Source organism: Chryseobacterium sp. WLY505, from assembly GCF_030846215.1.
In the GTDB taxonomy this organism is placed as follows: Bacteria; Bacteroidota; Bacteroidia; order Flavobacteriales; family Weeksellaceae; genus Chryseobacterium.
Genome location: NZ_JAVCWI010000001.1, coordinates 516,245 through 540,023, shown reverse-complemented (window position 1 = coordinate 540,023; position 23,779 = coordinate 516,245). Strand labels below are relative to the sequence as shown.

Below are 23,779 nucleotides of genomic sequence, written 5' to 3'. Positions count from 1 at the left end.
TAACTATGGCAATTAATTTACAGAAAGGACAAACGATAGATTTAAGAAAGAATGACCGCGGAGAAAGCGTTTATGATCTTTCAAAAGTCACCATCGGTTTAGGATGGGATGTAAGAAAACAAAGCAGTGGATTCTTTGGGAAACTGTTCAGCAAGGAAGCACAATATGATCTTGACGCAGTAGCATTTCTTTTAGATGGCAACGGAAAAGTGGCCAATTTGGGAAGAACGGTACAGACCAATGATGGAAGACAGATGGGGCTTTACCAGGGAGATGTGGTTTTCTTCAACTCCATGCAGCATCCAAGTGGAAATGTATGGCTTACCGGAGATAACAGAACCGGAGCAGGTGATGGTGATGATGAGCAGATCATTGTAAGACTGGATCAACTGGATCAGAGCTACCAGAAAATTGTGTTCATTGTTACCATTTATCAGGGAAGAACCAATAATCAGCACTTCGGAATGATCGAAAATGCATTTATCCGTGCGGTAGATGCTTCAGGAAAAGAAATTACAAAATACAGCCTTTCCGGTGATTCAAGTATGAATGGTAAGTGTGCAATGGTTTTTGCAGAAGCATACCGTCACAATGGCGACTGGAAATTCCGTGCTGTAGGTGAGCCGCATAATACAGATAACTTTATCGATATTCTGAGACAGCAGTACGCTTATTCCAACTAAAATTTAAATTTTTTTCAACTCAAATATAAGCCGGCTTGGAAGTCTTCGACTCCCTCCGCCGGCTTCAGAATTAATACTTGTCTATAATGAGCAGGAGATTATTAGCTTATTTTTTATTAGATACTTCGGGGTCTATGAACGGAGAACCTATTCAGGCTCTGAACAATGGTTTCAATGGCCTTATCAGTATGCTTCGTGCGGATCCGCAGGCGATGGACAGCTTGCATTTAAGTGTTATTACCTTTGATAGAGAAGTTAAGAATATTATACCCTTAACAGATCTTGCAAGCTTTTATCCCATGGAGATTACTTGTCCGGACAGTGGCCCTACGCATACAGGAGCTGCGTTGGAAATGGTTTCGGAACTGGTTCAGAGGGAAATTGTAAAAGAATCGGCCGATGCAAAAGGAGACTGGCAGCCGTTACTGTTTATATTTACTGATGGAAAACCTTCGGATATTCAGAAGTACAGGCAGATGATCCCTGTGATCAGAGGACTGGAATTTGGGGCTATCGTAGGATGTGCAGCAGGACCGAAAGCAGATGAGCAGTTTTTGAAAGAACTGACCGATCATGTGGTAAAACTGGATACTACAGATGCCATTACCCTTTCTTCCTTTTTCAAATGGGTGAGCTCCTCCATTACACAAGGAGGACAATCTCAGAATACAGGAGAAAATATCACATTACCTCCGCCACCATCGGAGCTAAATATTATTATTTAAAAAATTGTCTTTACACCATGAGAAGACTACCTATTTATTTTTTAGTAGATATCTCCGAATCTATGGTAGGAGAGCCTATTGAGCAGGTACAGGAAGGTATCGCCAATATCATCAGGGAATTAAAAAAAGATCCGTATTCACTGGAAACGGTTTACATTTCTGTAATAGGTTTTGCAGGAGAAGCAGAGGTGATTACTCCGATGCAGGATATTATCAGTTTTTATCCGCCAAAAATCCCGATCGGAAGCGGAACGTCACTGTCCCAGGGATTAATCAAAGTAATGGATTGTATCGACAGGGATATTGTGAAAACAACGTATGAAAGAAAAGGTGACTGGAAACCTATCGTCTTCCTTTTTACAGACGGAGTTCCCACTGATGATGCCACCAAAGCCATTGAAAGATGGAATACCAAATACAACGGGAAATCCAATACGATTGCCGTTTCTATTGGAGAAAATACCAATTATAAACTTCTCGGATCTCTGGCAGACCATGTTTTACTGTTCAATAATTCTGATGAAAATTCTTACAAAGAGTTTTTCAAATGGGTAACGGATTCTATTAAAACTACCAGCCAGAGTGTCACAGAAGCAAAAAAAGAAGGAATTAATTTGTCTAAAATTGATTCCATGATTCTTGAGAAAGTAGATCCTGAAATGGAACAGAGATTTCCTGATAATAACTTTGTCGTACTGAATGGAAAATGTCAGGAAACGGAAAAGCTTTATCTGATGAAATTCAAAAAAACATTTGTCGAATCCAGTATACCGGGAATGGCTACAAGATATTACAGATTGGACGGAGCGTATAAAATTGATGAAAAAGCCTACTATAGACTTTCCTCCAATCAGAAAACGCACCTTAAAATCAATATCGAAGAACTGGACGGAGGAACTTCATGCCCGCACTGTGCCAATCCCATTGCATTAGCTACCTGCTCATGTGGAGGAATTCACTGCCTGAGAGGAGAAGGATACAGCAAATGTCCTTGGTGTGGAACTTCGGATTATTATGGATTCTCCGGGGGAGGATTTGATATTAACAGAACTTTGGGCTAATGATGGGGAAATTTTTCAGGAAATCAAGGGATGAATCCAAACCGAAAACTATGGAACAGGCTCTTATCTTTAAAGAAAAAGAAGAATTCAAAGACGTTCATTGGGTATTGAAAAATGCCAGTGCCAAACAGTTCTATGAGTTCAGTTTCGATATGGAAGAGTTTCCCAATATTAAGATTCAGAAAATCGGAAACCTGGAAGAAACAGGACTCACTTTTGAAAATGATACCATTTCAGGAATTCCGGTAACGAATAATATGTATCATCTGGATGTTCAGTTTTATCACATTCACGATCAGAATCAGACGGAAACCAAGAAAATACAGCTCTTCGTCAACGCAGATCCCAAAGACTTATGGAAGAATATTCCAAGTGATACAAACGCTGCTTTTTATAAATCGGAAGAAGACTCATACAAAGGTTCTTTTTCAGACAAAAAAATTGTTGTAGCTTCCAAAAGAGGACGTTCTCATGCGCATGAAGGCAAATTTCGTGAAGATGATTTTGTCGTAAATACACTTCCCGATGGCTGGAATATTATTTCTGTTTCGGATGGAGCGGGTTCGGCCTCAGTTGCCAGAGAAGGCTCAAGACTGGCAACCACAACGATCAACCAGTTTTTTAACTCACAGGAGATTTTAGACCAGATTGAAAATAACATCAATGTTTTATATATCAATCAGTTTTCTGATGAAGAACAATTGAAAGCCAAGCAGGATATCATCAATATCTTATCGGAAAGTGTCTTACATGTTTATCACACATTAGAAAAAACAGCGGCAGAAAATGCCCTTTCTATCAATGATCTGCATACAACACTTATTTTTACTTTGCTTAAAAAGTTCAGTTTCGGATATATTATTCTGAGCTTTGGAGTGGGGGATTGTCCGATCAATCTCATTAATATAGACTTTTCTGAAGTAAAATTGTTAAACCGGATGGATGTGGGAGAGTTTGGTGGTGGCACTCGTTTTATCACCATGAAAGAAATTTTTAATGATAGAATGGTTTCCCGTTTTCAAATTACCTGTGTAGAAGATTTTTCTTATCTCGTGCTGATGACTGACGGTATTTATGATCCTAAGTTTACCACAGAAAATAAACTTGAAGATACAGAAAGCTGGAAAGCACTTTTTGAAGACCTTGCCGGAAATAATGATGACCGGACGAAAGCAGATTTTATCAACGATGAAAAAATTGATGAAGAACTTCTCATCTGGAGCGATTTCTGGAGCAGAGGAAATCATGATGACCGTACATTGGCCATAATCTATTAATACCATGAAAAAGACCATTAAGGTTGTTTCTGTTCTGGACACAGCCAAATCCTATGAATATGTAGATGAAAATCCTATCCGGGGCGGAGTGAAAGATGTTTATTTTTCGCCTGATAAAGACTATGTAGTCGCTTTCTACCGGAATCCGCTGGATGAAGGACAGAAAGAAAGAATTATGAGGATTGTTTCCACTTATCTGCAAAGTATACAGAATGGAAATACTTCAGACTACTTTCTGAACGAAATATTCAGATGGCCTTATGATATTGTTGAAAGAAACAAGCTCACAGGAATTGTAGTTCCTGTTTATCATCAAAAATTTTATTTTGCCAAGGGATATATCGGTTCAGATAATATCCAGGGACAGGATAAAGTGGGGAAGTGGTTTACCGCTCCCATGTTCAGGAATCAGCAGTATCCGTTGAGACTGGATCAGTCAGAATTGGGGGATTGGCTAAGCTATTTCCAGATTGCAGTCAATATCAGCAGAGGAGTGAAAAAGCTGCATCAGATGGGGCTGGCTCATTCCGATCTGTCTTATAACAATATTCTGGTAGACCCGGTTACAAAATCTGCCTGTATCATCGATATTGATGGTCTTGTGGTTCCCAAACTTTTTCCACCGGAAGTGATAGGAACTGCCGACTTCATTGCGCCCGAAGTGTTGAAAACCCAACATTTGAAACTTCAGGATCCGGACAGACATTTACCCAATCAAAAGACAGATCTGCATGCTCTTGCTGTTCTGATTTATATGTATCTGTTGAGAAGACATCCGCTGCGTGGAGGAAAAATCTGGGATCTGGATTCCGAAAAGGATGAAATTTTATCCATGGGAGAAAAAGCGATGTTTGTAGAACATCCCGAAAATAATTCCAACCATGTAAAATCAGATCATCTCAGAAAATGGGATGCATTCTGGGGAGACCCTCAAAAGATTCCGTATACCGTTACAGGTCCATATATTTCAGATTTGTTCCGAAAGACATTCATTGACGGATTGCATGATCCTATCAGACGTCCCACTGCTAACGAATGGGAAGCTGCCTTGTTGAAAACCGTAGATCTGATACAACCTTGCCAGAATTCCAATTGTACCGAAAAATGGTATGTTTTTGATAATTCCAGCAATCCAAAATGCCCGTTCTGCGGAACACCTCATCAGGGAACACTGCCGGTATTAGATCTGTATTTCAGGTTTGATGATGAGGTATGGAAGCCGGAAAACCATAGATTAATGGTGTACCATAATCAGTATCTGTTCAAATGGCATGTTTCACGAAAAGTAATACGCAACGAAAATCTGACGATGCAGGATAAAATGCCTGTGGGATATTTTACCTTCCATCAGGGGAAATGGGTATTGGTGAATCAGGGATTATCCGGTATGAAGGATGTCACAGAACAAAAAGAAATTCCACCAGGTTCTATGGTAGAACTCACGGATGGTAAAAAAATCCTGCTTTCCTCAGAAGAAGGCGGAAGACTAATCTACGTAACTATGACGAATCAGTAAAGATTAACGGATAATCAAGGCTTGTTTGCGTAGTGTCATTCTGAATGGAATGAAATGTAATGAAGAATCTCATATGGCTGAGATTCTTCCTTCGTCAGAATGACAAAAGTCAAATTATTTGATCAAAGGAAACATTCAACGGCTTTAGCCAAAACTTAAAAAGACATCTATTGCCTTTCCGTTTCCATAAAATAAGAATACTGATCTTCATCCACAATTCTGAATCCAAGACTTTGATAAAGATGTTGTGCTTTATTGGTCTTTAAAACACTTAATGAAACCGTTTTTCCAGCTAATGAAGCTTCTTCTAAAATATCAGACAAGATATTTTTTCCAAGCCCTTTGCCCTGTTGACTGGGGTCAATCTGAAGCTGCAGTACCTCAATATTCGTAAACGTTCTATCTACTTTTAACAGTCCGATGGGCTGATCGTTTAAAAAAATAATATTGGCTTTTTCAAACTGATACAAAACTCTTTGAAGAGTTGTTTCTCTGTCTGTAGAAAGCCCGGAACTTTCATAATGAGGATTCATGGTTTTCATTCTGAGATTGAGAAGAAAATCAATGTCAGTTTCATCAGCTTGTTTGTAATGCAGATCAGGATTCATATTCAAAAATTAGAGTTCTTACTTTAATGCAATTTTTAGTCCCATTTCTTCTTTCATGTGCAATAAAACTTCGGCATTTCCTCTGGCATCGTCTACCGGATTGTGCGTGTGTTCCGTTTTGCGGAGATGCTTCCATTGGGCAAAAGTATCTTTTTCCAGTCCGCAGTACAGATCAGAAAGTCTTCGGGAAGAAAAGCCAAAAGGATTCCTTCCGATAAAATGATGAAAATACCAGCAGATAAACATCCAGTCGAAACCGTTATTATCACTGATAAATATGGGTCTGCCTTTGGAATGGGTTTTAATCCAGTCTTCAAAAGCAAGCATTACTGTTTCAGGATCGTCAAAACTCATTGTTTCTTCTCTACTGAAGCCTGAAACAGCTAATGCATCAGGATTGAACTTCTCAGAAACAGGCTTTAATTTTCCATAAAAAGTAGTGTCCAGTTCCTCATTCACGATGACTGCTCCGAAACAGACCATAGAAAAATCCCCGGGAATCGGGCCGTCCGACTCTATGTCAACCATGATGTAGCTCATTGGAAATAGTTTTTAACAGGACGAAGATATTGAAATATGCTGAGAGATGGAAGATGGAAGCGGGAGGAAGGAAGCTGGAAGTTACTTTTTGTTTCATAAATAACTTCTGTGTTTTTAAATGAATGAATATTTTCAAAAAATATCTCAATCAACAACCTCCATAAGTTCATTGTCTTAAATAAACTCCATCTCCCATCTTCCATCCTTATACTAACTCAAAAAAGCCCCTTCTCCCGATTTTTATTTTCGTTTGAGGGATCAGTTCCATTTCTTCATTTGCGTCCGTTATTTTGAGGGTATTGATCTGAACACCTCCATTCTCAATTAATCTCCGGATGGCCGATTTGCTGAGGTCATTTTTAAGCTGATGACACAGTTCAACGAGGGAAATTCTGTTCTCCATACTTTTCAATGAACCGATAGCCACAGGTTCATACACTTTCTCTTCAAAATTTTTATTCTGAAACTGGTTGATAAAAAACTGTTCCGCACTTTCAGCCGAAGCAGGATCGTGGTATTGGCTGATAATATTCTTGGCAATCAGTTTCTTAATATTCATAGGATTTTCCCCGTCTTGTATTCTGGACAAAAGAGCTGTTTTTTCTTCCATAGAAAAATCTGTAGTCAGGTTGATAAATTCTTCAATCAAAGCATCGGGGATAGACATGGTTTTTCCAAACATTTCATTAGGCTCATCTGTAAGTCCGATAATATTGTTCAGGGATTTACTCATTTTTTCTTTTCCGTCAAGACCTTTCAGCAATGGCATACACATGACAATCTGAGCAGGCATTTGATGTACTTCCTGAAGCTGCCTTCCCATGGTACAGTTGAAGAGCTGGTCCGTACCACCCATTTCAATATCACATGCTATTTTTACAGAATCAAAACCCTGAAGAATCGGGTAAACCAGTTCATGCATGGCAATAGGCGTATTTTCTGTGAATCTTTTATTAAAATCATTCCGGTGCATCAATTGAGCCACGGTCACTTTTGAAAGCAGTTGGATGACCTCAGAAAAATCCAGAGCATCCAGCCAGTCAGAATTGAAAACAATCTTTGTCTTCTTTACATCAATGACCTTGGAAAGCTGATTGATATAAGTCTGGGCATTATGCTGAACATCCTCAGCACTCAATGGCTTTCTGGCTTTATTTTTTCCGGTAGGATCGCCAATCCTTGCCGTAAAGCTTCCTACAACAATAATGATCTGATGGCCCAGATCCTGAAACTGTTTCAGTTTTTTTAAGACCACTGCATGGCCCAGATGGAGATCCGGAGCGGTGGGATCAAATCCCAGTTTGATGGAAAGTTTTCTGTTTTCCTTTTCGGCTTGCGCCAGTTTTTCTTCCAAACCGTTTTCAGGCAGGATGATCGCTACATTTTCTTGTAATGAATGAATCATGTTGAATAGTTTTAAAATGAAAAAAGCCCGGACAGGTACTGTCCGGGCTCTATATATACGTTAGATTATTTTATTAGATTACAGATATAGAAAGTCTTCCCGAACGATAGCCCGGTGTATAATATTCACTGAAGAATGGAAGACGTAATATACTGTTCAGATGTTTCATTGTGAGGTAAATATACAGGAATTTCCTGAAGATCCAATATTTAAACCATTAAGACGCATTGTAGGGTTATAACAAGATTTGTTTTAAAAGAAAAACTTAACCATCCATCAATCTTAATGGCTTAAAATAATGGTTCAAAACAATTTTACTTGCGGTTTTTGAAGCTAATTTCATGCCATAAATCCCTTAAAAATAAAATACAGGATAAAGATGTAAAAACTGTATTTTATTATTTTCTTGGCTATTTCATAAGAAGTCCGAAAAACAGGGAGAATCTTCCGGTTTTCAGTTTGCGGTTTCATGGAAAAAAATTAATAATTTAAGGTAATTATATACAATTTTCCCCTAATCATGATATTAAATTATGATGACTCTGTCATTCTTAATGTAATGAAGAATCTAAGCTTTACATGAGATTCTTCCTTCGTCAGAATGACAACAGTATAAAATTGTATATAGCCACCTAATTTAATACATAATCAGAGTATAGATTTTTAATCTGATCTTTCCATATTTCCAGATCTTCGGGAGAAGCTTTATCTGCTTTATCAAAAAATAAATGTCTGATAATTTCCAGTCCGGAGTAGATGAAAATACCATGATCCGAAGTTAGGGTAAGGGCTTTATCCATCCCTGTTTTTTCATATTCTTCATGAGACTTTCCATGGGTATTGATAATCACAGTCTTTTTACCTTTCAGAAGCCCTTTCTGTATACCGTGGTCATAACGGTAAGCAAAACCATAACTGAACACACGGTCTATATATCCTTTCATGATAGCGGGAAGCCCGGTCCACCAAATTGGATAAATAAAAGTAATCTGTTCTGACCAGGAAATATGCTCTTGCTCAGTTTTTACATCATCAGATAATCTTCCTTGAAATTGTCCCTGCATATCCTCCAAAGACAAGACAGGATCGAAACCGATGTTGTAAAGATCTCTCACAATAATCTCTTCGTTACGGGATTGAAGGGTTTCAACAACAGTGTTTAAAAGATGATGATTTAAGCTGTTTTCATTAGGATGCGCGTAAATGATTAAATGTCTCATTGTTTTGATTGTTAAGATTAATGAGACAAATGTAGTGTGACCTGCTTTTCAAAAATTGTAAGAAAACGAAACGGACTATTTCGATTTTGGATTACAGATCTCCTGTTGGAATTTTAAATACTGAGCGGGAGAAATGTTGATAAAATGCTTGAAATCATGGATGAGCTGGCTTTGATCATAATAACCGCATTCATCAATGATGGTAAACCATTTGACCTGATTTTGTTTTTCAGTCTCTTTTTCGATGAGTAGTATTGCTTTTAAAAAACGGTTGTAGCGGGCAAGTTCTTTTAAGGAATATCCAAACTGTTCTTTTTGTTTCCGCTGGATATTTCTTTCCGTCTGATGGGTTTGCTCTGCAATGACTTTTACTGGATTTAAAAGATCGTTTTCAAAACTGCTCAAAAGCTGGCTGGTGATATCCCGATCCTGGAGATAAGGTTTACAGAATTCAAGAATATGATCTACCTGTTTTGTGACTGAATCTAATCTTCTAAGCCGATGCCAAAGGTCTGTAAAACAATTGTCTTTCAGCAATTCATCCGGATGTCTTACCAATTGTTCAATGGATATTTTTCCAAAAAATCTGAAAAATGCATCATCTTTGAAATTAGCAACCAGAATAGAGCAGCCAACAGGAAGTGTATATTCAAAGGCTTGTCTTACAGGTCCGAAGATCATACATTTATCAACATGTATCATTGTCTTTTCACGGGTGGACATCGTCGCGTTTTCTCCAAAACAAAATAACAGAATCATCTGATAAGTAGGTAAAAGCGTTTTGGTAATGGAGGTTTCAGAAGTATTTTCAGCAAAATAGAAATGAGTAAATACACTTTCAAATTCCTGTGGAACTGAAATTCTATACTCGTTATATTCTGAACGGAATTCCATAATCCTGAAAGTTAAGAGATGAGATTTTTTACCATTTTATAGTTGGTCATAGCAATTCCTTTTACATGAACAGTCTGTTCCTGAACCACATGAAAACCTCTTTTTTCAAAAAAAGGTCTGGCCGTTTTACTGACATCAGCGGTAAGTTCTTTCTCATTATTCAGCAAAGCTTTTTTCTCAATATGATGGTAAAGCATAGTTGCGATTCCTTTGTGCTGAAAATCTTTGTGTACAAAAAGCAGATCAATATAATTTCCCTGATCGAGTGTACAGAAACCTGCGATCTTATTCTCTGTGACAGCAACCAAAACATATTGCTCTTTAATGACTTTCACCCATCTTTCCCTATTTTCGGAACCGGATTTCCAGGCTTCAAGTTGTTGAAGATCATAATCTTTTTTGCATACCTCATCTATTGTTGCCGTAAACAGCTGCAGCATTTCCGGAAGATCATCGTAAATTCCTTTTCTGAGGATGATATGATTATCTGATGTATTGCTGTTCATAAAGTTTTTGCTGTTCTTTATTGAGAAGTGGGTAGAAAAGATTCATCTGCAGAAGGGTATAATGCTGAATGGCTTCTTTCGGACTGAGTTTCAAAATAAGCCTGTTATGGGTAAGCCAGTTGTCGGCAATGATGAAAATCTGCTCAACAAGACCATCTATAATAAAATGAGGTACATCTTTCACAAATATATTGTTCTTCTGAAGATCTGAAAAGATCATTTGAAATTCCTCTTTTCTGCTGAAATTAATCCCTTCATAATTGGCTTTGATGTCCGGATTCCGGTTCAGAATATCTATAAAATTAATAAATATAAAACGGTAAGAATAAAAAATTTCACAGGTAGAATAGGTAAACTGATAAAGGTCGTCCAGGCTTTTATTTTCCTTTTTTTTCATCTGGTTCAGCAGTTCATCCATTTCCAGGGTAAGCTCTGAGAAAAGGATTGTAATAATGTCTTCAGAGTGCTTGAAATGATAGTGCAGGTTTCCCGCACTGATGTGAAGTTCGGCCGCAATATGCCTTGTGGTAATATTGTTGTACCCTTTATCATTAAATAATTCCAGTGCTTTAGACAGAATTTTATCCTTGGTCTTCATAACCCAAAGATAAGAATATCAGAGTGGATATAAATCATATTTTTAAAATTAGAACAATTGTTCTAATTTAATATCTTTGTACTATCAAATCTTATGACAATGGAAGGTAAACAGAAATTCAATTATGAATTGGCGGAGAGTACTGACAAAGAAAGTAAAACAGATCCTCAGGAAGTTATATCAAGAATACTGCAGGTCATTCTCGGAGTAATAATGGCTGTTTTGCATATGTGATGAAAAAAAGAATTTCCTTTTGGTTCCTGCTGGGACTTGCAGCATGGGCACTTATTATTCTGCTGAGAAGAAACGGAATTATTATTCCCGTTATCAATGACCATTTTACAGATTGTATTACAATTCCCATGTATGGTTATCTGATAGAATATATCATGAATGGGATTCTCGGCTATCAATGGAAACCTGATTTGAAGTTTGTATTGACCTCAGTGCTGTATCTATCTTTTTTATTTGAAGTGCTCTGCCCAAAACTATCAACTCATTTTACCGGAGATTTTTTTGATGTGGTGGCTTATGTTGCAGGAGGAGTGGGGTATTATCTTTTTGCAGTAAAGCAGATACATAAAAAAGCTAGCAGTTCTGCATGGTAAAAGGAGACTGCCGGCTGTGTTATAGTTTTTATCCTGGTTCAATAATTATTTTACTGCATTTTGAGCAGCTGTTTTCTTTCGGTTATGTATAAAAGACAATTATTGAATGCAAGATGTTACATGGAACGTACATTTTTTTATTCCTGTTCAAGCTTGATGATAGAACCTTTGTAAAACTTGGTAAGATCATAGAGATCGGTAAAGTAATGTTGAAGATCCGGAATGATGTTGGGATCAAAATCTTTCAAACCACATTGGTCTTCTGCCAGGAGATACAAAGACTGGTTATCCGGTTTCAGATATTCACAAAGGATATTTTCAGGATGCTGTTTTTTGTTGATCATTTCTGTCAGAAAAATTCCGTAGATCAGAAACTGATTGAAATTTTTAGAATCCACAATATAATTCATGTCCTGTTTCAGCAGTTTTTCATAATCTGAAAGAATCTGAAGAAAATGCTCGGCATGAACATTTGTCGGAATTTCATAAAAAAGATCAATACCATTGATGAAAAGCTGTGTCTTGGTTTCCTCATGATCTGAAGAATAGGCTTTATGAAACCATTGAAAAATAAGCAGAAGTTCTTCCTGAGTGAGTTCTTCTACAGAATCCTTGATTTTTTCTTTAATCGTTTCAAGGGTATTTTTCGCTTCAGGCTGAAGAAATCTCAGAATATTTTCTTCTTCACGGCTCAGCTTATTGTACAAATTAATTTTGGCAACAGTGGGATTGGTCTTGATGAAATAAAGTTCTTCCGCCATAGTTCTTTACCCAATTAGATTTCAAATGGTTGTTTAAATATACAAAATATGCAGTAATTCTGTTAAAAAAAATAATATGCAATGAATGGTATAGCTATTTTACTGTTTCATGAAGGGCAATTCTGTTTCCTTCTGAGTCTTCAAACTCTGCTACAGCAAATCCATATTTTTCATCTATTCTTTTAGGATAAAGAACAGAACCTCCATGTTGAACGGCTTTTTCCAATGTTCTGTCAATATTTTCTGTTTTAAAATAAATGATAACTCCGTTTTTAGAAGGCTTGTAGACATCTCCTTTAGCCAAAGCTCCCGTAATACCACTGTTTTTTTCTTCAAAAGGAAATAAAGCCATTTCATAGCTGTCTATAATCTCTTTATCAAAACTAAAGTTGAAAACTGCAGAATAAAACTTTTCGGCACGTTCAAGGTCATTCACGGGAATTTCAAAGTAGACAACAGGATTGGTAGATTTCATATTTTTTACAGGATTGGTTTTCTGCGGCTGACTGCAAGATACGTCTATTAGAAATAGAAAGGTCAAAAAACAGGATAACAGTTTCATGATTTCAGAGTTTAAACGAGAGAATGATTTCCTGAATCTAAAATATAGTTTTTATCTTAATTTAAAAATAGATAGACTTCTCTATTTTTTATCTACATTTGTAAAAATTTTCACGATGAAAAAAGAAAAAGTACGCGAAAGAATTATCAGGGTTGCTTCGGATTTGTTTTATAAACAAGGCTACAATTCAACGGGAATCAATCAGATTATTGCGGAGGCTGACATTGCGATTGGCTCTTTGTACAATCATTTTTCATCTAAAAATGATCTTCTGCAGGCTTATCTTGTCAAAGAAGAAATTGAGTGGTTTGAAGGTTTTGAAAAAAGTATCACTAAGATTTCTGACCCGAAAGAAAAGATTCTGGCGCTTATTGATTACAGAAAAAAGCTGCAGCAGACTTCAAAGTTTGCAGGATGTCATTTCATTAAAATTGTTTCCGAAACAGGAGAGGGCAATCCTTCCGTTTCCGGTTTTGCCAAACAGCATAAAGAAAAGCAAAAAGATTTAATCAAGACTCTTGTCAATGAATGTGCTGCAAAAGGTCAAATAGCCGATCCTGATTTAATAGCAGAAAATATTTTCCTTTTAATAGAAGGAGCAGTTGTTACCTCTACCATCAACAGAGAAAATGATTCTTTTGATCAGGTGAAAAAAATGGTACAGGGTTTATTACCCTAATTTTTTTAGTATTTAAAAAATAGATATATCTATATAAAAATGAAGTATAAGTATTTGAAATTATTAGTGATATTGTTTGGTCAGTTGTTGACGATTATGGATATTTTTATCATCAATGTGTCCATACCTTCCATACAGCGTGATCTTCATGCCTCTCATGGAGAAATGCAGTTTATGATTGCTGCCTATCTTATCGGTTTTGCTTCTTTATTGATTACAGGAGGACGATTGGGTGATTTGTACGGAAGAAAAAAGATGTATGTGATTGGGTTATTAGCTTTTATGATAAGCTCTGTTGCATGTGGATTTTCTGCAGGAGCATATCAGTTGGTTATGGCAAGATTTGTACAGGGAATAAGTGCTGCGATAATGGCTCCTCAGGTACTTTCGATGATACAAATTCTGTTTCCTGGTCATCAGGAACGTACCCAAGCGATGGGTTGGTACGGAATTACCATTGGAATAGGAACTGTTTTGGGGCAGTTTCTCGGTGGCTATTTTTCATCTCTGAGCATGATGGATGAACCCTGGAGACTCATTTTTCTGATCAATATTCCAATTGGCCTGCCGGCAGTTTTTCTTACCTTGAAATTATTGGAAGAATCTAAAATTCCTGTTAAACAGTCCTTTGATGTGGGTGGTGTTCTGATTCTTTCTGCAGGATTGTTCTGTGCTACGTATGCTTTAACGACATCTGAGCATGAAGGGCTGCATTTCAAAAATGTTTCTTTAATGATTATTTGTGGTGGGATTTTATTCGCTTTTATAAAAAATCAGAAGAAAAGAATTCACAATAAACGTTCTTATCTCATTGATTTTGAATTATTCAGATTTAAAAATTTTAATCTTGGAATCATAGCGGTTTCTTTCTTTTTTATTATGCTGGATTCTTATTTTTATATTCTGTCCCTTTTCTTTCAGAATGGATTAAAGATCAGCCCGATGGAAGCAGGGGAGATTATTGTTTTTCAAGGGTTAGGTTTTATCCTGGCATCGTTCGTTTCTGTAAAACTGATTTTAAGATATGGAAAAAAAGCCCTGATGGCAGGACTTGGCTTTATTATTCTTATCCTTATGCTCCAATTGTTTTTGTTCAGGACACAGATAGGTTTTCCGGTTTTTTGTCTGCTGTTGTTTTTACATGGCTTGGGAATAGGATCTATCATCCCTTCCCTGGCCAATATAGCCCTGTCCGGAATGTCTGAAAAGCTGATTGGCAATGCCTCAGGTGTTTATAATACCTTTCAGCAGATTGCTGCCATTATCGGAATTGTTGCTGTAGGAAGTGTTTTCTATTATTTTCTTGGAGAAAATCCTGATGCACAACATTATCACAATGCTTTCTCTGTAGCTTTGTTGGTTAATATTCTCTGTCTGATTTTGGTAATGATCTGTATTCTTAATTTTCCGGATCATGTTCTTCCGGAACTGAGAAACAGAAAATGATACTGGATTTTAATGTTGATAGATCATCAGATTGTAAGAGAAATAAATTCAAATTTCTGGTTGAAAATTATTTTTCAGCTGAAATGAGTAACATCATTGGTCTGCGGAGTTCCTCTTTCATCTCCGGAATTTCTTTCAACATCTCTTCGCCTGGTTGAGGTTCAACAACTTCTTTGAGGGTGAAGCCGTGTTGTAATAATGTATTTAAATAAGAAGTTAAAGTGCGGTGGTATTTAATGACATTTTCCCCCAGAAAAGTTGTATTCCTTTTTCCTTCCACAAAATAACGGTCTACCGGCCAGCAGATTTTTTCACCATTTTTATCATATACCCAATCCTGACTACCTTCTGCAGTGAAAACAGGATGCTCTACTGAAAATACAAAAGATCCGCCGGGTGTAAGCCATTTATAAATATTTTGAGCAATGCTATCAAATGATTCTACATAATGTAAGGTGAGAGAGCTTAGTATGATGTCAAATTTTTCAGCAGGATAATCCACTTCTTCCAGCGCTTTTCTTTCATATTGAATTCCTGGCAGATTATTGATTTCCATAGCTTTTGCCAGCATTCTTTCTGAAAGGTCAATTCCGATCACAGATTTTGCTCCATTTTCTATAGCATAGCGGCAATGCCAGCCGAAACCACAACCGAGATCAAGGATATTTTTTCCTTGAAAGTCCGGCAGCATATTTTTCAAAGTATGCCATTCTCCGGCACCTTCCAAGCCGATCTGAGAACGGAGCATTTTTTCGTACTGGTCAAAAAATGAAGGATGGTCGTATTTATTTTCTTTCATAGCTTCAAAAATTGTGGTTCTTAATGATCTATCCTTGTCAAGGTTTTAAACCTTGACAAGGGTCAAAGATTGCTGTTCCTTCTGGTAGTAAACTCAGATATTTCAGTTCTTGAAATGTAAATTTACAACAATATCAGAGTTCAGAGGTTTCTGGTTCCTGAAAAATAAAAGCTGAATGCAAAACATCCAGCTTTATATCAATTCTCGATTGAAATATTTTAATTAGCTTCCGCATACTTTTTGAAATTATCAAGGATAGCCTGCCAGCCACCTCTCTGCATGTCTTCTGGGTTTTCGCTTTCCGGATCGAAAGCAACATCAACATTGGTGTAGCCATTATTTTCTTTAAAGTCAACACGTACCTGTCTTCCGTCCGGCATGGTATACGTAAAGTTTTCCCCATCTTTTATTTCATTGTAAACGGCTTCAAAGTCGAAACCGAAACTTCCGTCTTTAGCTTCCATTCTTGCTGCATATTTTCCGCCTACTTTCATATCATTGGAAGCAGATGGGCATTGCCATGAAGGATCAGCAAAGTTCCATTGAGTAATGTGTTCAGGATGGGTGTAATAATTCCATACTTTTTTTGCCTCTGCATTGATGGTGGCAGAAACTGTGATTTTGTGGCTCATTTTTTATGGTTTTAATGTTAATAGTAATTCGTCAAGTTTTTCAAGTGTTGCCATCATTCCCTGTTCCATTCCCATTTCGATAATGGTTTCCAGATCTGCTAGGGATTGATAGGTCACAATAGTTTCTACAAGGGTATTTTCATTTTTATCCGTGAAAGATACTACCCATTCTGCCTGGGGAAGATCTGTGTTGATTTCTCCCTTTTCATTGCAGAATGCATCGCTGGAAGTATAAGAATCAATAGGTTTGATCTTGTGATAACCCACCCAGCTCCAGTATTCTTTACCGCCAGGTTCTACCATTGCATAATGCCAGTGTCCGCCTTCACGGAATTCCATAGATTGTGTTTTGGTAGTGAATGGTTTGGGAGCAAACCAACGATCAAGAAGTTCACTTTTCGTGTAGCAATCCCAGACCAATTGTCGATGGGCCATAAATTCACGTCTGATGGTTAAAGTGTTCTTTTCCTTATCTGCAAGGAAATCGAACTGAAGAAGATGTTTCATAGTAATATTTTTATAGTTGGTTGTTGTATTAAACTTTATTTCTGCTGGCTTTTCAGGGTTGCCAGTAACGTATCAAGCTGTTCAAAACGGTTTTCCCAGATTTTTCTGAACTGTTCCAGCCAATGATCTATTTCTTTCATTTTATCAATTTCTAAAAAGTAGTAAATTTCTCTTCCCTGATGATTTTGAGTCACCAATTCACACTCTGTCAGAATTTTCAGATGTTTTGAAACGGCCTGTCTGGTCGTATCAAAATGCTCTGCTATGGCATTGGGTGTCATTGCCTGAACTGCGATCAGTGCAATAATTGCTCTTCGAGTAGGATCTGCAATAGCCTGAAAAATATCTCTTCTCATAAATGATGATTTTTAAATGAAACCATATGGTTGCAAATATATGCGCAACTTTTCGGTTTCGCAATTTTTTTTGATGAAATTTATAAATCAGAAACTGAAAAACAATAGATAATGTTTATTAATTGTTTTTAAATCAGGTGTTTGTGGTAGGCTTGGGTAAGTTTATCTTTTGTTCTCCCGCATGGCTTTAATCAAACGGTCATTTCTTTTGTCAGCTCTTTCATTATTTAAAGAAAGTACGGCCCAAATAGCAGCAGGAAGCCATCCAATCAGAGTGATCTGTAAAATAAGGCAGATAATTCCGGTGAAAAATTTTCCACGGACTATGAAAGATAAGAACGGAAGTAAGATGGCTAATAACATGATTTTAAGTTTTTATTTGAATTAATTTTAACGCGACTGAGGATCGAAATACGCTTTAAAAGTGAGAGGATCTTCCATTTTATCCTCCGCTTCTTCAAGATATTCCAAATATTCTTCCTGATGTTTCTCCATATAAACAAGCACAATAGCGAGGTTTACAAAGAGATTTTTGTCTTTTGAACCCAAATTTAATGCCGTTTTTAAATACTTCAGTGCTGTTTCATTTTCTCCCATATCCGAGTAAATAGCACCAATATTGATTAAAGCTGATGTATTTTCAGGCTCAATCAATAAAATTTCATCTAATTCTTTAACCAACAGATCATTTAAAGTATCCCAATGGTCTTCATTTTCCCATCTTTTAGCCTGAAGTTTTTTTACGTTTTCTAATCTTGTTGTTATCGTACTCATTATTTGGAATTACAGAATGGATGTTTACTTATAAGGTGCAAATTTAGCTTTTTACTCTTTAAGTCCATCCAGTATGGCAGCTTTCAGGATTTCAATATTGATATCTTTCAATGCTTTGAATTTAATACAATATCCCGTGACGCTGGCTTTCCCTATTTTTTCTCCATAGGTTTTAGATAAATACGCTTTATCACCGATATTCATGATATAAACTGAGATGCCAGTGGTATTAGCGCTCATTCCAATCTGATAAAAATCTCTTGTTTTTCCACCTGCATACTGCATGATATACGATCCATATCCGATATTGGGATTGGAAACGGTTTTATTCTCACTGTTTTTACCATCCAGAAACCACAGCTGGCATTCCGGCATGAGTTCGAGAATAATGTTATGGAGTTCCTGCATATCATTACGCTTCAGTTCCGCCTGGCTGTTGATGTAGTCCTGGATTTGTTCTTGGGTGGTCATGGATCAGAAATTGATTTTGAGATTATCGGGCAACTAATTTAAAACAAAAAAGAACAGCGATTACTGTTCTTTTTATTGTATTTTTCCTGATTTACTGAATCAGTTCTTTCATTGTTTTCTCTGTTTTCATCAGTTCACCTTGTGGAATCTGATGATGAAGATAAGTGAAAAGCAAATGGGTGACCCAGCTGTTTTCAATCTGATGAATGTAGTAAGAGCAGATCAAACCAAAATCATCTGAAATATAAGCCGGAAGATCTGAAGAACCGGTACTTCTGAACGTGGAAACAAAAATCTCCTTTCGGATATCACTTATTTTGTCTTCTGTTTCCTCATCAAAAGGCATTTCTTCAATCATCTGATACGCTTTCATCCATTCATCAGAAAACTCTGCAGAATCTCTGTTGTCAAGAATTTCATCAATCTTTTCAGAAGTAATATTGTCAAGAGCTGTTTTTAAAGATTGATTAAAAACAACTTCCAGCAGGTTAATTTTTTCTGTCGTCATCTCAGCTAGTATTCTATCCAAATGCTCTTTTCAATAAGCTTTCCACTTTCGGTTCACTGCCTCTGAAATTTTTGTAAAGCTCCATCGGATCTTTCGTTCCCCCTGAAGAAAGCAGTACTTTATACTTAGCTGCAATCTCAGGATTAAAGATTCCGTTTTCTTTGAAATACTGGAATGCATCGGCATCCAGAACTTCCGCCCATTTATAAGAATAATATCCTGCAGAATATCCTCCCTGGAAAATGTGGGAGAAACTTGGGCTCATTGCCGTTTCAGTGTTGGAAGGGTAAAGAGTGGTTGCTTTCGTATATTTATCTTCAAACTCTTTTACACTTTCGTTCTCCAGTTCTGCCACTTTTGTATGATAGTTCATATCCAGAAGTCCGAAACCAAGTTGTCTTAAAGTCTGATATCCTTCCATGAAGTTTTTAGACTGTTCTATTTTTTCAATTTTCTCGTCGGGAAGTACTTCTCCGGTTTTATAATGTTTTGCAAACGTTTTTAAGAATTCCGGTTCATAGCAGAAGTTTTCCAGAAACTGTGACGGAAGTTCTACAAAATCCCATTTCACAGAAGTTCCGGAAAGATTAGGATATTGAGTATCTGCCATTATGCCGTGAAGCGCATGGCCAAATTCGTGGAATAGAGTAGTTACCTCCTGGAAAGTCAGTAAGCTAGGTGTATCTTTTGTCGGTTTGCTGAAGTTGCAGACAATTGAAATATGCGGACGTGAATTTTCACCGTTTTGTTTGTACTGATTTTTGTAGCTGGTCATCCATGCACCGGCTCTTTTCCCTTTTCTTGGGAAATAATCAACGTATAATAGTGCCTTGTATCTGTCAGCCTGAGCGGAGTCGAAGGCTTCTTTTACTTCATATACTTTTACATCGTCGTGGTACTTCGGAATATCATTTCTTTCCTCAAAAGTCAGCCCGAAAAGTTTTCCAGCCAGCCCGAATACAGCATCCTGTACCTGGCTTAATGGGAAATAAGGTTTCAATTCTTCATCATTAAGATCGAATTTTGCCTTACGAAGTTTTTCAGCATAGAATCCGTGGTCGTAGCCTTGCATTTCCTCAATTCCATCAGCTTTTGCTAACGCTTTTAATTCTTCAATTTCCTGATCTGCGTATGGTTTTGCTTTAGTCAGAAGTTCATTTAAAAAATCTAAAACTTTTACCGGAGACTTAGCCATTCTTTCTTCCAATACAAAATCTGCATAGTTTTTATATCCAAGAAGCTCAGCTTTCTGCTGCTTTAAATTCAATAGCTCCTTAATCAGATTCTGATTGTCAAATTCTCCACCATCGAAAGATTTTTTACCATTGGCTAAAGCCAGTTCTTTTCTCAGTTCACGGTTTTCAGCATAGGTCATGAAAGGAATATAGCTTGGATACTGTAAAGTGACTACCCATCCTTCAAGGTTTCTTTCTTTGGCTTCTTCAGCATATTGATCAATGATTGCTTCCGGAATTCCTGCAAGATCTTCTTTATTGGTGATATGTTTAAAATAAGCATTGGTGGAAGCCAATACATTCTGCCCGAACTGTAAAGATTTTAAAGAAAGATCCATGCTGATTTTCTTTAATTTTTCTTTGTCTTCCTCATTCAGTAAAGCTCCGCTTCTTACAAAACCCTTGTAGGTTTCATTCAAAAGCATTTCCTGCTCTTCGTTGAGATTATATTTTTCCTTTTCATCATATACTTTTTTGATTTTGTTGAAAAGGGCTTCGTTTTGAGAAATTTTTGAAGAATATTCTGTCAGGATCGGAGAAACTTCCTGTGCAATCTGCTGGATTTCGTCGCTGGTTTCTGCAGAATTTAAGTTGAAAAAAATATTGGAAACCACATCCAGCTGCTCTCCGGAATACGCTAATGCTTCAATTACATTTTCGAAAGTAGGCGCTTCAGGATTGTTGACAATGGCATCAATTTCTGCTTCAGATTTTTGAATCAATTCTTTAAATGCAGGAAGATAATCTTCATTTTTAATGCTGTTGAACGGAGCCGAATGATATGGTGTGTTAAATTTTTCTGTTAAAATATTCATTTTTGATCTTTTTATATAAGGTAAATGTAATGATTCATCGGGAATCACAGCTGAAACGCTCAAAAATAATGCCTTACTGTCAAGTTATGACAAAAATACCTTATCTTTAATTAATCTTGTCATATGGAAAGGAGAAGTGATGTGGGAACATTTAATTTTGAGAACAGATCTGAAATCATTATTAAAATCAACAACCTTAAATATATAGACTATGAAAACACTCTTAAAAATTATCGGTATCATCATTGTACTGATCCTTATCTATGCTGTCATTGCCATACTGGCTTTCAGTAAAGACTATCACTATGAAAAATCAATCGTTATCAATGCACCACAGGAAAAAGTATGGGCCTATACAGGGAATTTAAAAGGCTATAACCAATGGGATCCTTTTTCCAAAGCTGATAAAAACATTGTCATTACGTATTCAGGGAACGGAGATAAAGTAGGAGATTCCTATCACTGGAAGGGAGATAAAAATGTAGGAGAAGGTGAACAAGCCATTACTGAGCTGGTTCCGAATCAAAAAATGAGCACAAGACTTCATTTTATAGAACCTTTTGAGGGAGATATGAAAGCTAATTTTATTATGACTCCTGAAGGAGGCGGAACGAAAGTGACATGGATGATTGATAATGAGCTTACTCCGATGATGAAGATTATGAAGCCGATGATGAATAGCAATATGGATAAAATGTTCAGCCAGGGGCTGGGCGATCTGAAAAAGCTTGCTGAAAAATAATAGGAGAGCCTTGTACATCTTACAGGGCTTTTTTTATGAGAACTCCATTATTCGAATAAATCATATTTCTCTTCATTTTGTTAACGTTTTTGCATAAAGTCAAAGAAATATTATTCTAAAATATTATCTTTATATAAAGAATAGATTGTATGGAGAAGATTGTATTTGAAAAAAGTGATATCAGAGACTTTGTGAAGACTACCATCACAGAGAAAATTGAAAAATTGAAAAACTTTATCGAATTTACCCTTGAAGCCAGCCGTGACATCAAAAAAACTCCGAAATATGACAGTATGAGAGAAGAAATGCAGGAGGAAATTTATCAGATGCAGCGGCAGCTGGGAGCTTTGAATGATCTTAAAAGAAATATGGCAAAAGTCCTGAATACCGCTACAGAAAGAGTACAGCTTGGTTCACTGGTTATTACCAATAAGGCAAGGTTTTATATTTCTGTGTCACTTGGAGAGTTCTTTTTTGAGGGAGACAGGTTCTACGCTATCTCTCCGGAAAGTCCCATGGCCAAAAAGATGATGGGCATGAAATCCGGCGATGAATTTACCTTAAACAAAATCCATCAGAAGGTGATAGAGGTTTTGTAAAAGTAAAAAGTAAAAAGTAAAAAGTAAAAAGTATTTTTGATAAGCTTCCGGGATCTTGATCACCCGCCAAACATTAAACTTCCTTCATTCTGATTCCTGCTTCTATCTTTTTCGTAATTTTGTTACATGAATAATGCATCCATTTTAAAAGAAATTATAGAGCAAAGAAGAAGTATTTTCCCAAAAGATTATACAGACACAGAAATATCTCAGGAAGTTTTGGAGGAGATTGTAAACTCTGCCACGTTTGCTCCCAACCATAAACGTACTAAGCCTTGGCGTTTCAAAATATTCAAAGGAGAAGAAAAAGCACAGCTGGCCTCAGAAATGCAGGCGATCTATAAGACCGTTACTCCAGAACAGCTTTTCCTGGAAAAAAAATACGCAGATATCGGTTTTAAAATCAATAAAGCCAATGTTGTGGTTTCCATTATAGTCAATTTCAGCGGAATGGTTCCTGAATGGGAAGAGATTGCCGCTACTTCAATGGCGGTTCAGAATATGTATCTTACCTGTACCGCAAATAATATCGGATGTTACTGGAGTTCTCCTAAAATTGTAGATGAGCTGAAAGAGTCTCTGACCATTGAAGAAAACCAGAAATGTCTGGGGTTATTTTATATGGGAACGGTATAGATGAAGAATATTTATAGAAATTATAATGAAGAAGATCTGCATGCTGCCTATCTTCATATGACTGATCATACTGGTAAAGTCAATGATGAATTGCGGGAAGCCATCAGTCAGCAATTCAATTATGATGAATTTGTAAAAGCAGCAGAATACAGGAAAGTTTTAGTCAAAGAAAAAGGAAGAATCTCATTTGAAGTACATAAAATGGTACAAAAGGGAGAAAAGATAGATACTATTCTTGAAACGATCTCTTCGGAAATGATCGGAAGCAGTGATTTGAAAGTTTTTATTCTGGATAAATTTGATCAGTTTTCAAAAGTAAAAGAAAATGATAAAATAGATGAAAGAATAATTTTTAAAAGCCTTTTAGGACTTGTAGCAGCTTCTGTTACCGGGATTCTTTTTTTAAAGGCTGTGATGAAATCTACAGGAGAGTTCTCATTTTTTCTGCTGGTACCAGTTTATATCATCAACTATCTGGTGATTTACGGGATTACAGGAAAAACGCGGGGTAATTTTGTAGTTTTTATGGCTGTTTTAATTTCCGTAATTATTTCAACAATATTTTCTTTTGCCCTGCTTGGTTAAAAAAATAAATTGAATTTTATAAAACTTTTTA

Annotated in this window: 31 protein-coding genes; 13 read left to right on the top strand and 18 right to left on the bottom strand. The window is 36.7% G+C overall.

From position 1 onward, the window contains the following. Nucleotides 1–5: 5 nt before the first annotated feature. The 5 genes from RAH34_RS02475 (at nt 6) to RAH34_RS02455 (ending at nt 5,262) form a co-directional block, all read left to right on the top strand. Nucleotides 6–683, top strand: a complete 678-nt coding sequence (locus RAH34_RS02475; RefSeq protein WP_306595041.1) for a TerD family protein — start codon at nt 6–8, stop codon at nt 681–683. An 86-nt stretch (nt 684–769) separates the two neighbouring features. Then, complete coding sequence (locus RAH34_RS02470; protein WP_306595040.1) at nt 770–1,408, top strand: VWA domain-containing protein; 639 nt, start codon at nt 770–772, stop codon at nt 1,406–1,408. A 17-nt stretch (nt 1,409–1,425) separates the two neighbouring features. Beyond that, nucleotides 1,426–2,469, top strand: coding sequence for a TerY-C metal binding domain-containing protein (locus RAH34_RS02465; protein ID WP_306595039.1), 1,044 nt, complete (start codon nt 1,426–1,428; stop codon nt 2,467–2,469). Further along, a complete protein-coding gene (locus tag RAH34_RS02460) occupies nt 2,469–3,746 on the top strand; it encodes a PP2C family serine/threonine-protein phosphatase (RefSeq protein ID WP_306595038.1) in 1,278 nt (425 codons plus the stop codon). The genes RAH34_RS02465 and RAH34_RS02460 overlap by 1 nt, the downstream gene beginning before the upstream one ends. A 4-nt stretch (nt 3,747–3,750) precedes the next feature. Further along, a complete protein-coding gene (locus RAH34_RS02455; RefSeq protein ID WP_306595036.1) occupies nt 3,751–5,262 on the top strand; it encodes a helix-hairpin-helix domain-containing protein in 1,512 nt (503 codons plus the stop codon). Between the two features lie 167 nt (nt 5,263–5,429). On the opposite strand, the gene RAH34_RS02450 is transcribed toward RAH34_RS02455, so the two are convergent. The 7 genes from RAH34_RS02450 to RAH34_RS02420 all read right to left on the bottom strand — a co-directional run bounded on the left by RAH34_RS02450 (nt 5,430) and on the right by RAH34_RS02420 (nt 11,033). Continuing rightward, a complete protein-coding gene (locus RAH34_RS02450) occupies nt 5,430–5,870 on the bottom strand; it encodes an N-acetyltransferase (protein ID WP_306595035.1) in 441 nt (146 codons plus the stop codon). Between the two features lie 18 nt (nt 5,871–5,888). Next, nucleotides 5,889–6,410 carry a 3'-5' exoribonuclease domain-containing protein gene (locus RAH34_RS02445; protein WP_306595034.1) on the bottom strand — a complete coding sequence of 174 codons (522 nt, stop codon included), beginning with the start codon at nt 6,408–6,410 and terminating at the stop codon, nt 5,889–5,891. 205 nt (nt 6,411–6,615) lie between these two features. Next, nucleotides 6,616–7,815, bottom strand: a complete 1,200-nt coding sequence (gene tyrS / locus RAH34_RS02440) for a tyrosine--tRNA ligase (protein ID WP_306595033.1) — start codon at nt 7,813–7,815, stop codon at nt 6,616–6,618. Between the two features lie 632 nt (nt 7,816–8,447). Next, on the bottom strand, nt 8,448–9,035 hold the full coding sequence (locus RAH34_RS02435; protein WP_306595032.1) for an NAD(P)H-dependent oxidoreductase: 588 nt from the start codon (nt 9,033–9,035) through the stop codon (nt 8,448–8,450). Nucleotides 9,036–9,110: 75 nt separating this feature from the next. Beyond that, a complete protein-coding gene (locus RAH34_RS02430; protein ID WP_306595031.1) occupies nt 9,111–9,929 on the bottom strand; it encodes an AraC family transcriptional regulator in 819 nt (272 codons plus the stop codon). An 11-nt stretch (nt 9,930–9,940) separates the two neighbouring features. Further along, a complete protein-coding gene (locus tag RAH34_RS02425; protein WP_306595030.1) occupies nt 9,941–10,435 on the bottom strand; it encodes a GNAT family N-acetyltransferase in 495 nt (164 codons plus the stop codon). Then, nucleotides 10,413–11,033, bottom strand: a complete 621-nt coding sequence (locus tag RAH34_RS02420) for a TetR/AcrR family transcriptional regulator (protein WP_114820385.1) — start codon at nt 11,031–11,033, stop codon at nt 10,413–10,415. The genes RAH34_RS02425 and RAH34_RS02420 overlap by 23 nt, the downstream gene beginning before the upstream one ends. A 99-nt stretch (nt 11,034–11,132) precedes the next feature. Between RAH34_RS02420 and RAH34_RS02415 the strand changes: the two genes are divergently transcribed. Further along, nucleotides 11,133–11,267, top strand: coding sequence for a hypothetical protein (locus tag RAH34_RS02415; RefSeq protein ID WP_306595029.1), 135 nt, complete (start codon nt 11,133–11,135; stop codon nt 11,265–11,267). Further along, entirely contained in the window at nt 11,267–11,641 is a 375-nt protein-coding gene (locus RAH34_RS02410; protein WP_306595028.1) for a hypothetical protein, read from the top strand. The genes RAH34_RS02415 and RAH34_RS02410 overlap by 1 nt, the downstream gene beginning before the upstream one ends. A gap of 137 nt (nt 11,642–11,778) precedes the next feature. Here RAH34_RS02410 and RAH34_RS02405 read toward each other — a convergent pair whose 3' ends face one another. Next, entirely contained in the window at nt 11,779–12,402 is a 624-nt protein-coding gene (locus RAH34_RS02405; RefSeq protein ID WP_306595027.1) for a hypothetical protein, read from the bottom strand. 94 nt (nt 12,403–12,496) lie between these two features. Continuing rightward, a complete protein-coding gene (locus RAH34_RS02400) occupies nt 12,497–12,964 on the bottom strand; it encodes a VOC family protein (RefSeq protein ID WP_306595026.1) in 468 nt (155 codons plus the stop codon). 115 nt (nt 12,965–13,079) lie between these two features. On the opposite strand from RAH34_RS02400, the gene RAH34_RS02395 reads away from it, so the two are divergent. After that, entirely contained in the window at nt 13,080–13,643 is a 564-nt protein-coding gene (locus tag RAH34_RS02395; RefSeq protein ID WP_306595025.1) for a TetR/AcrR family transcriptional regulator, read from the top strand. A gap of 39 nt (nt 13,644–13,682) precedes the next feature. Continuing rightward, a complete protein-coding gene (locus RAH34_RS02390; protein ID WP_306595024.1) occupies nt 13,683–15,089 on the top strand; it encodes an MFS transporter in 1,407 nt (468 codons plus the stop codon). A 67-nt stretch (nt 15,090–15,156) separates the two neighbouring features. Here RAH34_RS02390 and RAH34_RS02385 read toward each other — a convergent pair whose 3' ends face one another. From RAH34_RS02385 to RAH34_RS02345, 9 genes are all read right to left on the bottom strand, one after another. Further along, nucleotides 15,157–15,888 carry a bifunctional 2-polyprenyl-6-hydroxyphenol methylase/3-demethylubiquinol 3-O-methyltransferase UbiG gene (locus tag RAH34_RS02385; protein ID WP_306595023.1) on the bottom strand — a complete coding sequence of 244 codons (732 nt, stop codon included), beginning with the start codon at nt 15,886–15,888 and terminating at the stop codon, nt 15,157–15,159. A gap of 218 nt (nt 15,889–16,106) precedes the next feature. Beyond that, on the bottom strand, nt 16,107–16,520 hold the full coding sequence (locus tag RAH34_RS02380; RefSeq protein WP_306595022.1) for an SRPBCC family protein: 414 nt from the start codon (nt 16,518–16,520) through the stop codon (nt 16,107–16,109). A 3-nt stretch (nt 16,521–16,523) separates the two neighbouring features. Continuing rightward, nucleotides 16,524–17,027: an SRPBCC domain-containing protein gene (locus RAH34_RS02375; RefSeq protein WP_306595021.1), complete on the bottom strand. Its 504-nt coding sequence runs from the start codon at nt 17,025–17,027 to the stop codon at nt 16,524–16,526. Nucleotides 17,028–17,062: 35 nt separating this feature from the next. Next, a complete protein-coding gene (locus tag RAH34_RS02370) occupies nt 17,063–17,383 on the bottom strand; it encodes a helix-turn-helix transcriptional regulator (protein WP_114820376.1) in 321 nt (106 codons plus the stop codon). A gap of 162 nt (nt 17,384–17,545) precedes the next feature. Further along, on the bottom strand, nt 17,546–17,746 hold the full coding sequence (locus RAH34_RS02365; RefSeq protein ID WP_306595020.1) for a YqaE/Pmp3 family membrane protein: 201 nt from the start codon (nt 17,744–17,746) through the stop codon (nt 17,546–17,548). Nucleotides 17,747–17,773: 27 nt separating this feature from the next. Then, nucleotides 17,774–18,157 (bottom strand): tetratricopeptide repeat protein, encoded by a 384-nt coding sequence (locus RAH34_RS02360; protein WP_306595019.1) that lies wholly within the window; start codon nt 18,155–18,157, stop codon nt 17,774–17,776. A gap of 51 nt (nt 18,158–18,208) precedes the next feature. Continuing rightward, the gene (locus RAH34_RS02355) at nt 18,209–18,628 is read right to left on the bottom strand and encodes a DUF1801 domain-containing protein (RefSeq protein WP_306595018.1); all 420 of its coding nucleotides are present in this window, start codon (nt 18,626–18,628) and stop codon (nt 18,209–18,211) included. Between the two features lie 91 nt (nt 18,629–18,719). Next, entirely contained in the window at nt 18,720–19,157 is a 438-nt protein-coding gene (locus tag RAH34_RS02350) for a hypothetical protein (RefSeq protein ID WP_306595017.1), read from the bottom strand. Next, nucleotides 19,150–21,186, bottom strand: a complete 2,037-nt coding sequence (locus RAH34_RS02345) for a M3 family metallopeptidase (protein ID WP_306595016.1) — start codon at nt 21,184–21,186, stop codon at nt 19,150–19,152. The genes RAH34_RS02350 and RAH34_RS02345 overlap by 8 nt, the downstream gene beginning before the upstream one ends. Nucleotides 21,187–21,397: 211 nt before the next feature. On the opposite strand from RAH34_RS02345, the gene RAH34_RS02340 reads away from it, so the two are divergent. From RAH34_RS02340 to RAH34_RS02325, 4 genes are all read left to right on the top strand, one after another. Then, nucleotides 21,398–21,928, top strand: a complete 531-nt coding sequence (locus RAH34_RS02340) for an SRPBCC family protein (protein WP_114820372.1) — start codon at nt 21,398–21,400, stop codon at nt 21,926–21,928. 149 nt (nt 21,929–22,077) lie between these two features. Further along, nucleotides 22,078–22,527: a hypothetical protein gene (locus RAH34_RS02335; protein WP_034698989.1), complete on the top strand. Its 450-nt coding sequence runs from the start codon at nt 22,078–22,080 to the stop codon at nt 22,525–22,527. Between the two features lie 126 nt (nt 22,528–22,653). Continuing rightward, nucleotides 22,654–23,163, top strand: a complete 510-nt coding sequence (locus RAH34_RS02330; RefSeq protein WP_306595015.1) for a nitroreductase — start codon at nt 22,654–22,656, stop codon at nt 23,161–23,163. Next, nucleotides 23,164–23,748, top strand: coding sequence for a hypothetical protein (locus RAH34_RS02325; protein ID WP_306595014.1), 585 nt, complete (start codon nt 23,164–23,166; stop codon nt 23,746–23,748). It begins immediately after the preceding gene. Nucleotides 23,749–23,779 lie beyond the last annotated feature (31 nt).

What these genes read in the sequence shown, in the direction of transcription:
- RAH34_RS02475 (WP_306595041.1), top strand. Translation starts at nt 6, where the DNA reads ATGGCAATTAATTTACAGAAAGGACAAACGATAGATTTAAGAAAGAAT.
- RAH34_RS02470 (WP_306595040.1), top strand. Translation starts at nt 770, where the DNA reads ATGAGCAGGAGATTATTAGCTTATTTTTTATTAGATACTTCGGGGTCT.
- RAH34_RS02465 (WP_306595039.1), top strand. Translation starts at nt 1,426, where the DNA reads ATGAGAAGACTACCTATTTATTTTTTAGTAGATATCTCCGAATCTATG.
- RAH34_RS02460 (WP_306595038.1), top strand. Translation starts at nt 2,469, where the DNA reads ATGATGGGGAAATTTTTCAGGAAATCAAGGGATGAATCCAAACCGAAA.
- RAH34_RS02455 (WP_306595036.1), top strand. Translation starts at nt 3,751, where the DNA reads ATGAAAAAGACCATTAAGGTTGTTTCTGTTCTGGACACAGCCAAATCC.
- RAH34_RS02450 (WP_306595035.1), bottom strand. Translation starts at nt 5,870, where the DNA reads ATGAATCCTGATCTGCATTACAAACAAGCTGATGAAACTGACATTGAT.
- RAH34_RS02445 (WP_306595034.1), bottom strand. Translation starts at nt 6,410, where the DNA reads ATGAGCTACATCATGGTTGACATAGAGTCGGACGGCCCGATTCCCGGG.
- tyrS (WP_306595033.1), bottom strand. Translation starts at nt 7,815, where the DNA reads ATGATTCATTCATTACAAGAAAATGTAGCGATCATCCTGCCTGAAAAC.
- RAH34_RS02435 (WP_306595032.1), bottom strand. Translation starts at nt 9,035, where the DNA reads ATGAGACATTTAATCATTTACGCGCATCCTAATGAAAACAGCTTAAAT.
- RAH34_RS02430 (WP_306595031.1), bottom strand. Translation starts at nt 9,929, where the DNA reads ATGGAATTCCGTTCAGAATATAACGAGTATAGAATTTCAGTTCCACAG.
- RAH34_RS02425 (WP_306595030.1), bottom strand. Translation starts at nt 10,435, where the DNA reads ATGAACAGCAATACATCAGATAATCATATCATCCTCAGAAAAGGAATT.
- RAH34_RS02420 (WP_114820385.1), bottom strand. Translation starts at nt 11,033, where the DNA reads ATGAAGACCAAGGATAAAATTCTGTCTAAAGCACTGGAATTATTTAAT.
- RAH34_RS02415 (WP_306595029.1), top strand. Translation starts at nt 11,133, where the DNA reads ATGGAAGGTAAACAGAAATTCAATTATGAATTGGCGGAGAGTACTGAC.
- RAH34_RS02410 (WP_306595028.1), top strand. Translation starts at nt 11,267, where the DNA reads ATGAAAAAAAGAATTTCCTTTTGGTTCCTGCTGGGACTTGCAGCATGG.
- RAH34_RS02405 (WP_306595027.1), bottom strand. Translation starts at nt 12,402, where the DNA reads ATGGCGGAAGAACTTTATTTCATCAAGACCAATCCCACTGTTGCCAAA.
- RAH34_RS02400 (WP_306595026.1), bottom strand. Translation starts at nt 12,964, where the DNA reads ATGAAACTGTTATCCTGTTTTTTGACCTTTCTATTTCTAATAGACGTA.
- RAH34_RS02395 (WP_306595025.1), top strand. Translation starts at nt 13,080, where the DNA reads ATGAAAAAAGAAAAAGTACGCGAAAGAATTATCAGGGTTGCTTCGGAT.
- RAH34_RS02390 (WP_306595024.1), top strand. Translation starts at nt 13,683, where the DNA reads ATGAAGTATAAGTATTTGAAATTATTAGTGATATTGTTTGGTCAGTTG.
- RAH34_RS02385 (WP_306595023.1), bottom strand. Translation starts at nt 15,888, where the DNA reads ATGAAAGAAAATAAATACGACCATCCTTCATTTTTTGACCAGTACGAA.
- RAH34_RS02380 (WP_306595022.1), bottom strand. Translation starts at nt 16,520, where the DNA reads ATGAGCCACAAAATCACAGTTTCTGCCACCATCAATGCAGAGGCAAAA.
- RAH34_RS02375 (WP_306595021.1), bottom strand. Translation starts at nt 17,027, where the DNA reads ATGAAACATCTTCTTCAGTTCGATTTCCTTGCAGATAAGGAAAAGAAC.
- RAH34_RS02370 (WP_114820376.1), bottom strand. Translation starts at nt 17,383, where the DNA reads ATGAGAAGAGATATTTTTCAGGCTATTGCAGATCCTACTCGAAGAGCA.
- RAH34_RS02365 (WP_306595020.1), bottom strand. Translation starts at nt 17,746, where the DNA reads ATGTTATTAGCCATCTTACTTCCGTTCTTATCTTTCATAGTCCGTGGA.
- RAH34_RS02360 (WP_306595019.1), bottom strand. Translation starts at nt 18,157, where the DNA reads ATGAGTACGATAACAACAAGATTAGAAAACGTAAAAAAACTTCAGGCT.
- RAH34_RS02355 (WP_306595018.1), bottom strand. Translation starts at nt 18,628, where the DNA reads ATGACCACCCAAGAACAAATCCAGGACTACATCAACAGCCAGGCGGAA.
- RAH34_RS02345 (WP_306595016.1), bottom strand. Translation starts at nt 21,186, where the DNA reads ATGAATATTTTAACAGAAAAATTTAACACACCATATCATTCGGCTCCG.
- RAH34_RS02340 (WP_114820372.1), top strand. Translation starts at nt 21,398, where the DNA reads ATGAAAACACTCTTAAAAATTATCGGTATCATCATTGTACTGATCCTT.
- RAH34_RS02335 (WP_034698989.1), top strand. Translation starts at nt 22,078, where the DNA reads ATGGAGAAGATTGTATTTGAAAAAAGTGATATCAGAGACTTTGTGAAG.
- RAH34_RS02330 (WP_306595015.1), top strand. Translation starts at nt 22,654, where the DNA reads ATGAATAATGCATCCATTTTAAAAGAAATTATAGAGCAAAGAAGAAGT.
- RAH34_RS02325 (WP_306595014.1), top strand. Translation starts at nt 23,164, where the DNA reads ATGAAGAATATTTATAGAAATTATAATGAAGAAGATCTGCATGCTGCC.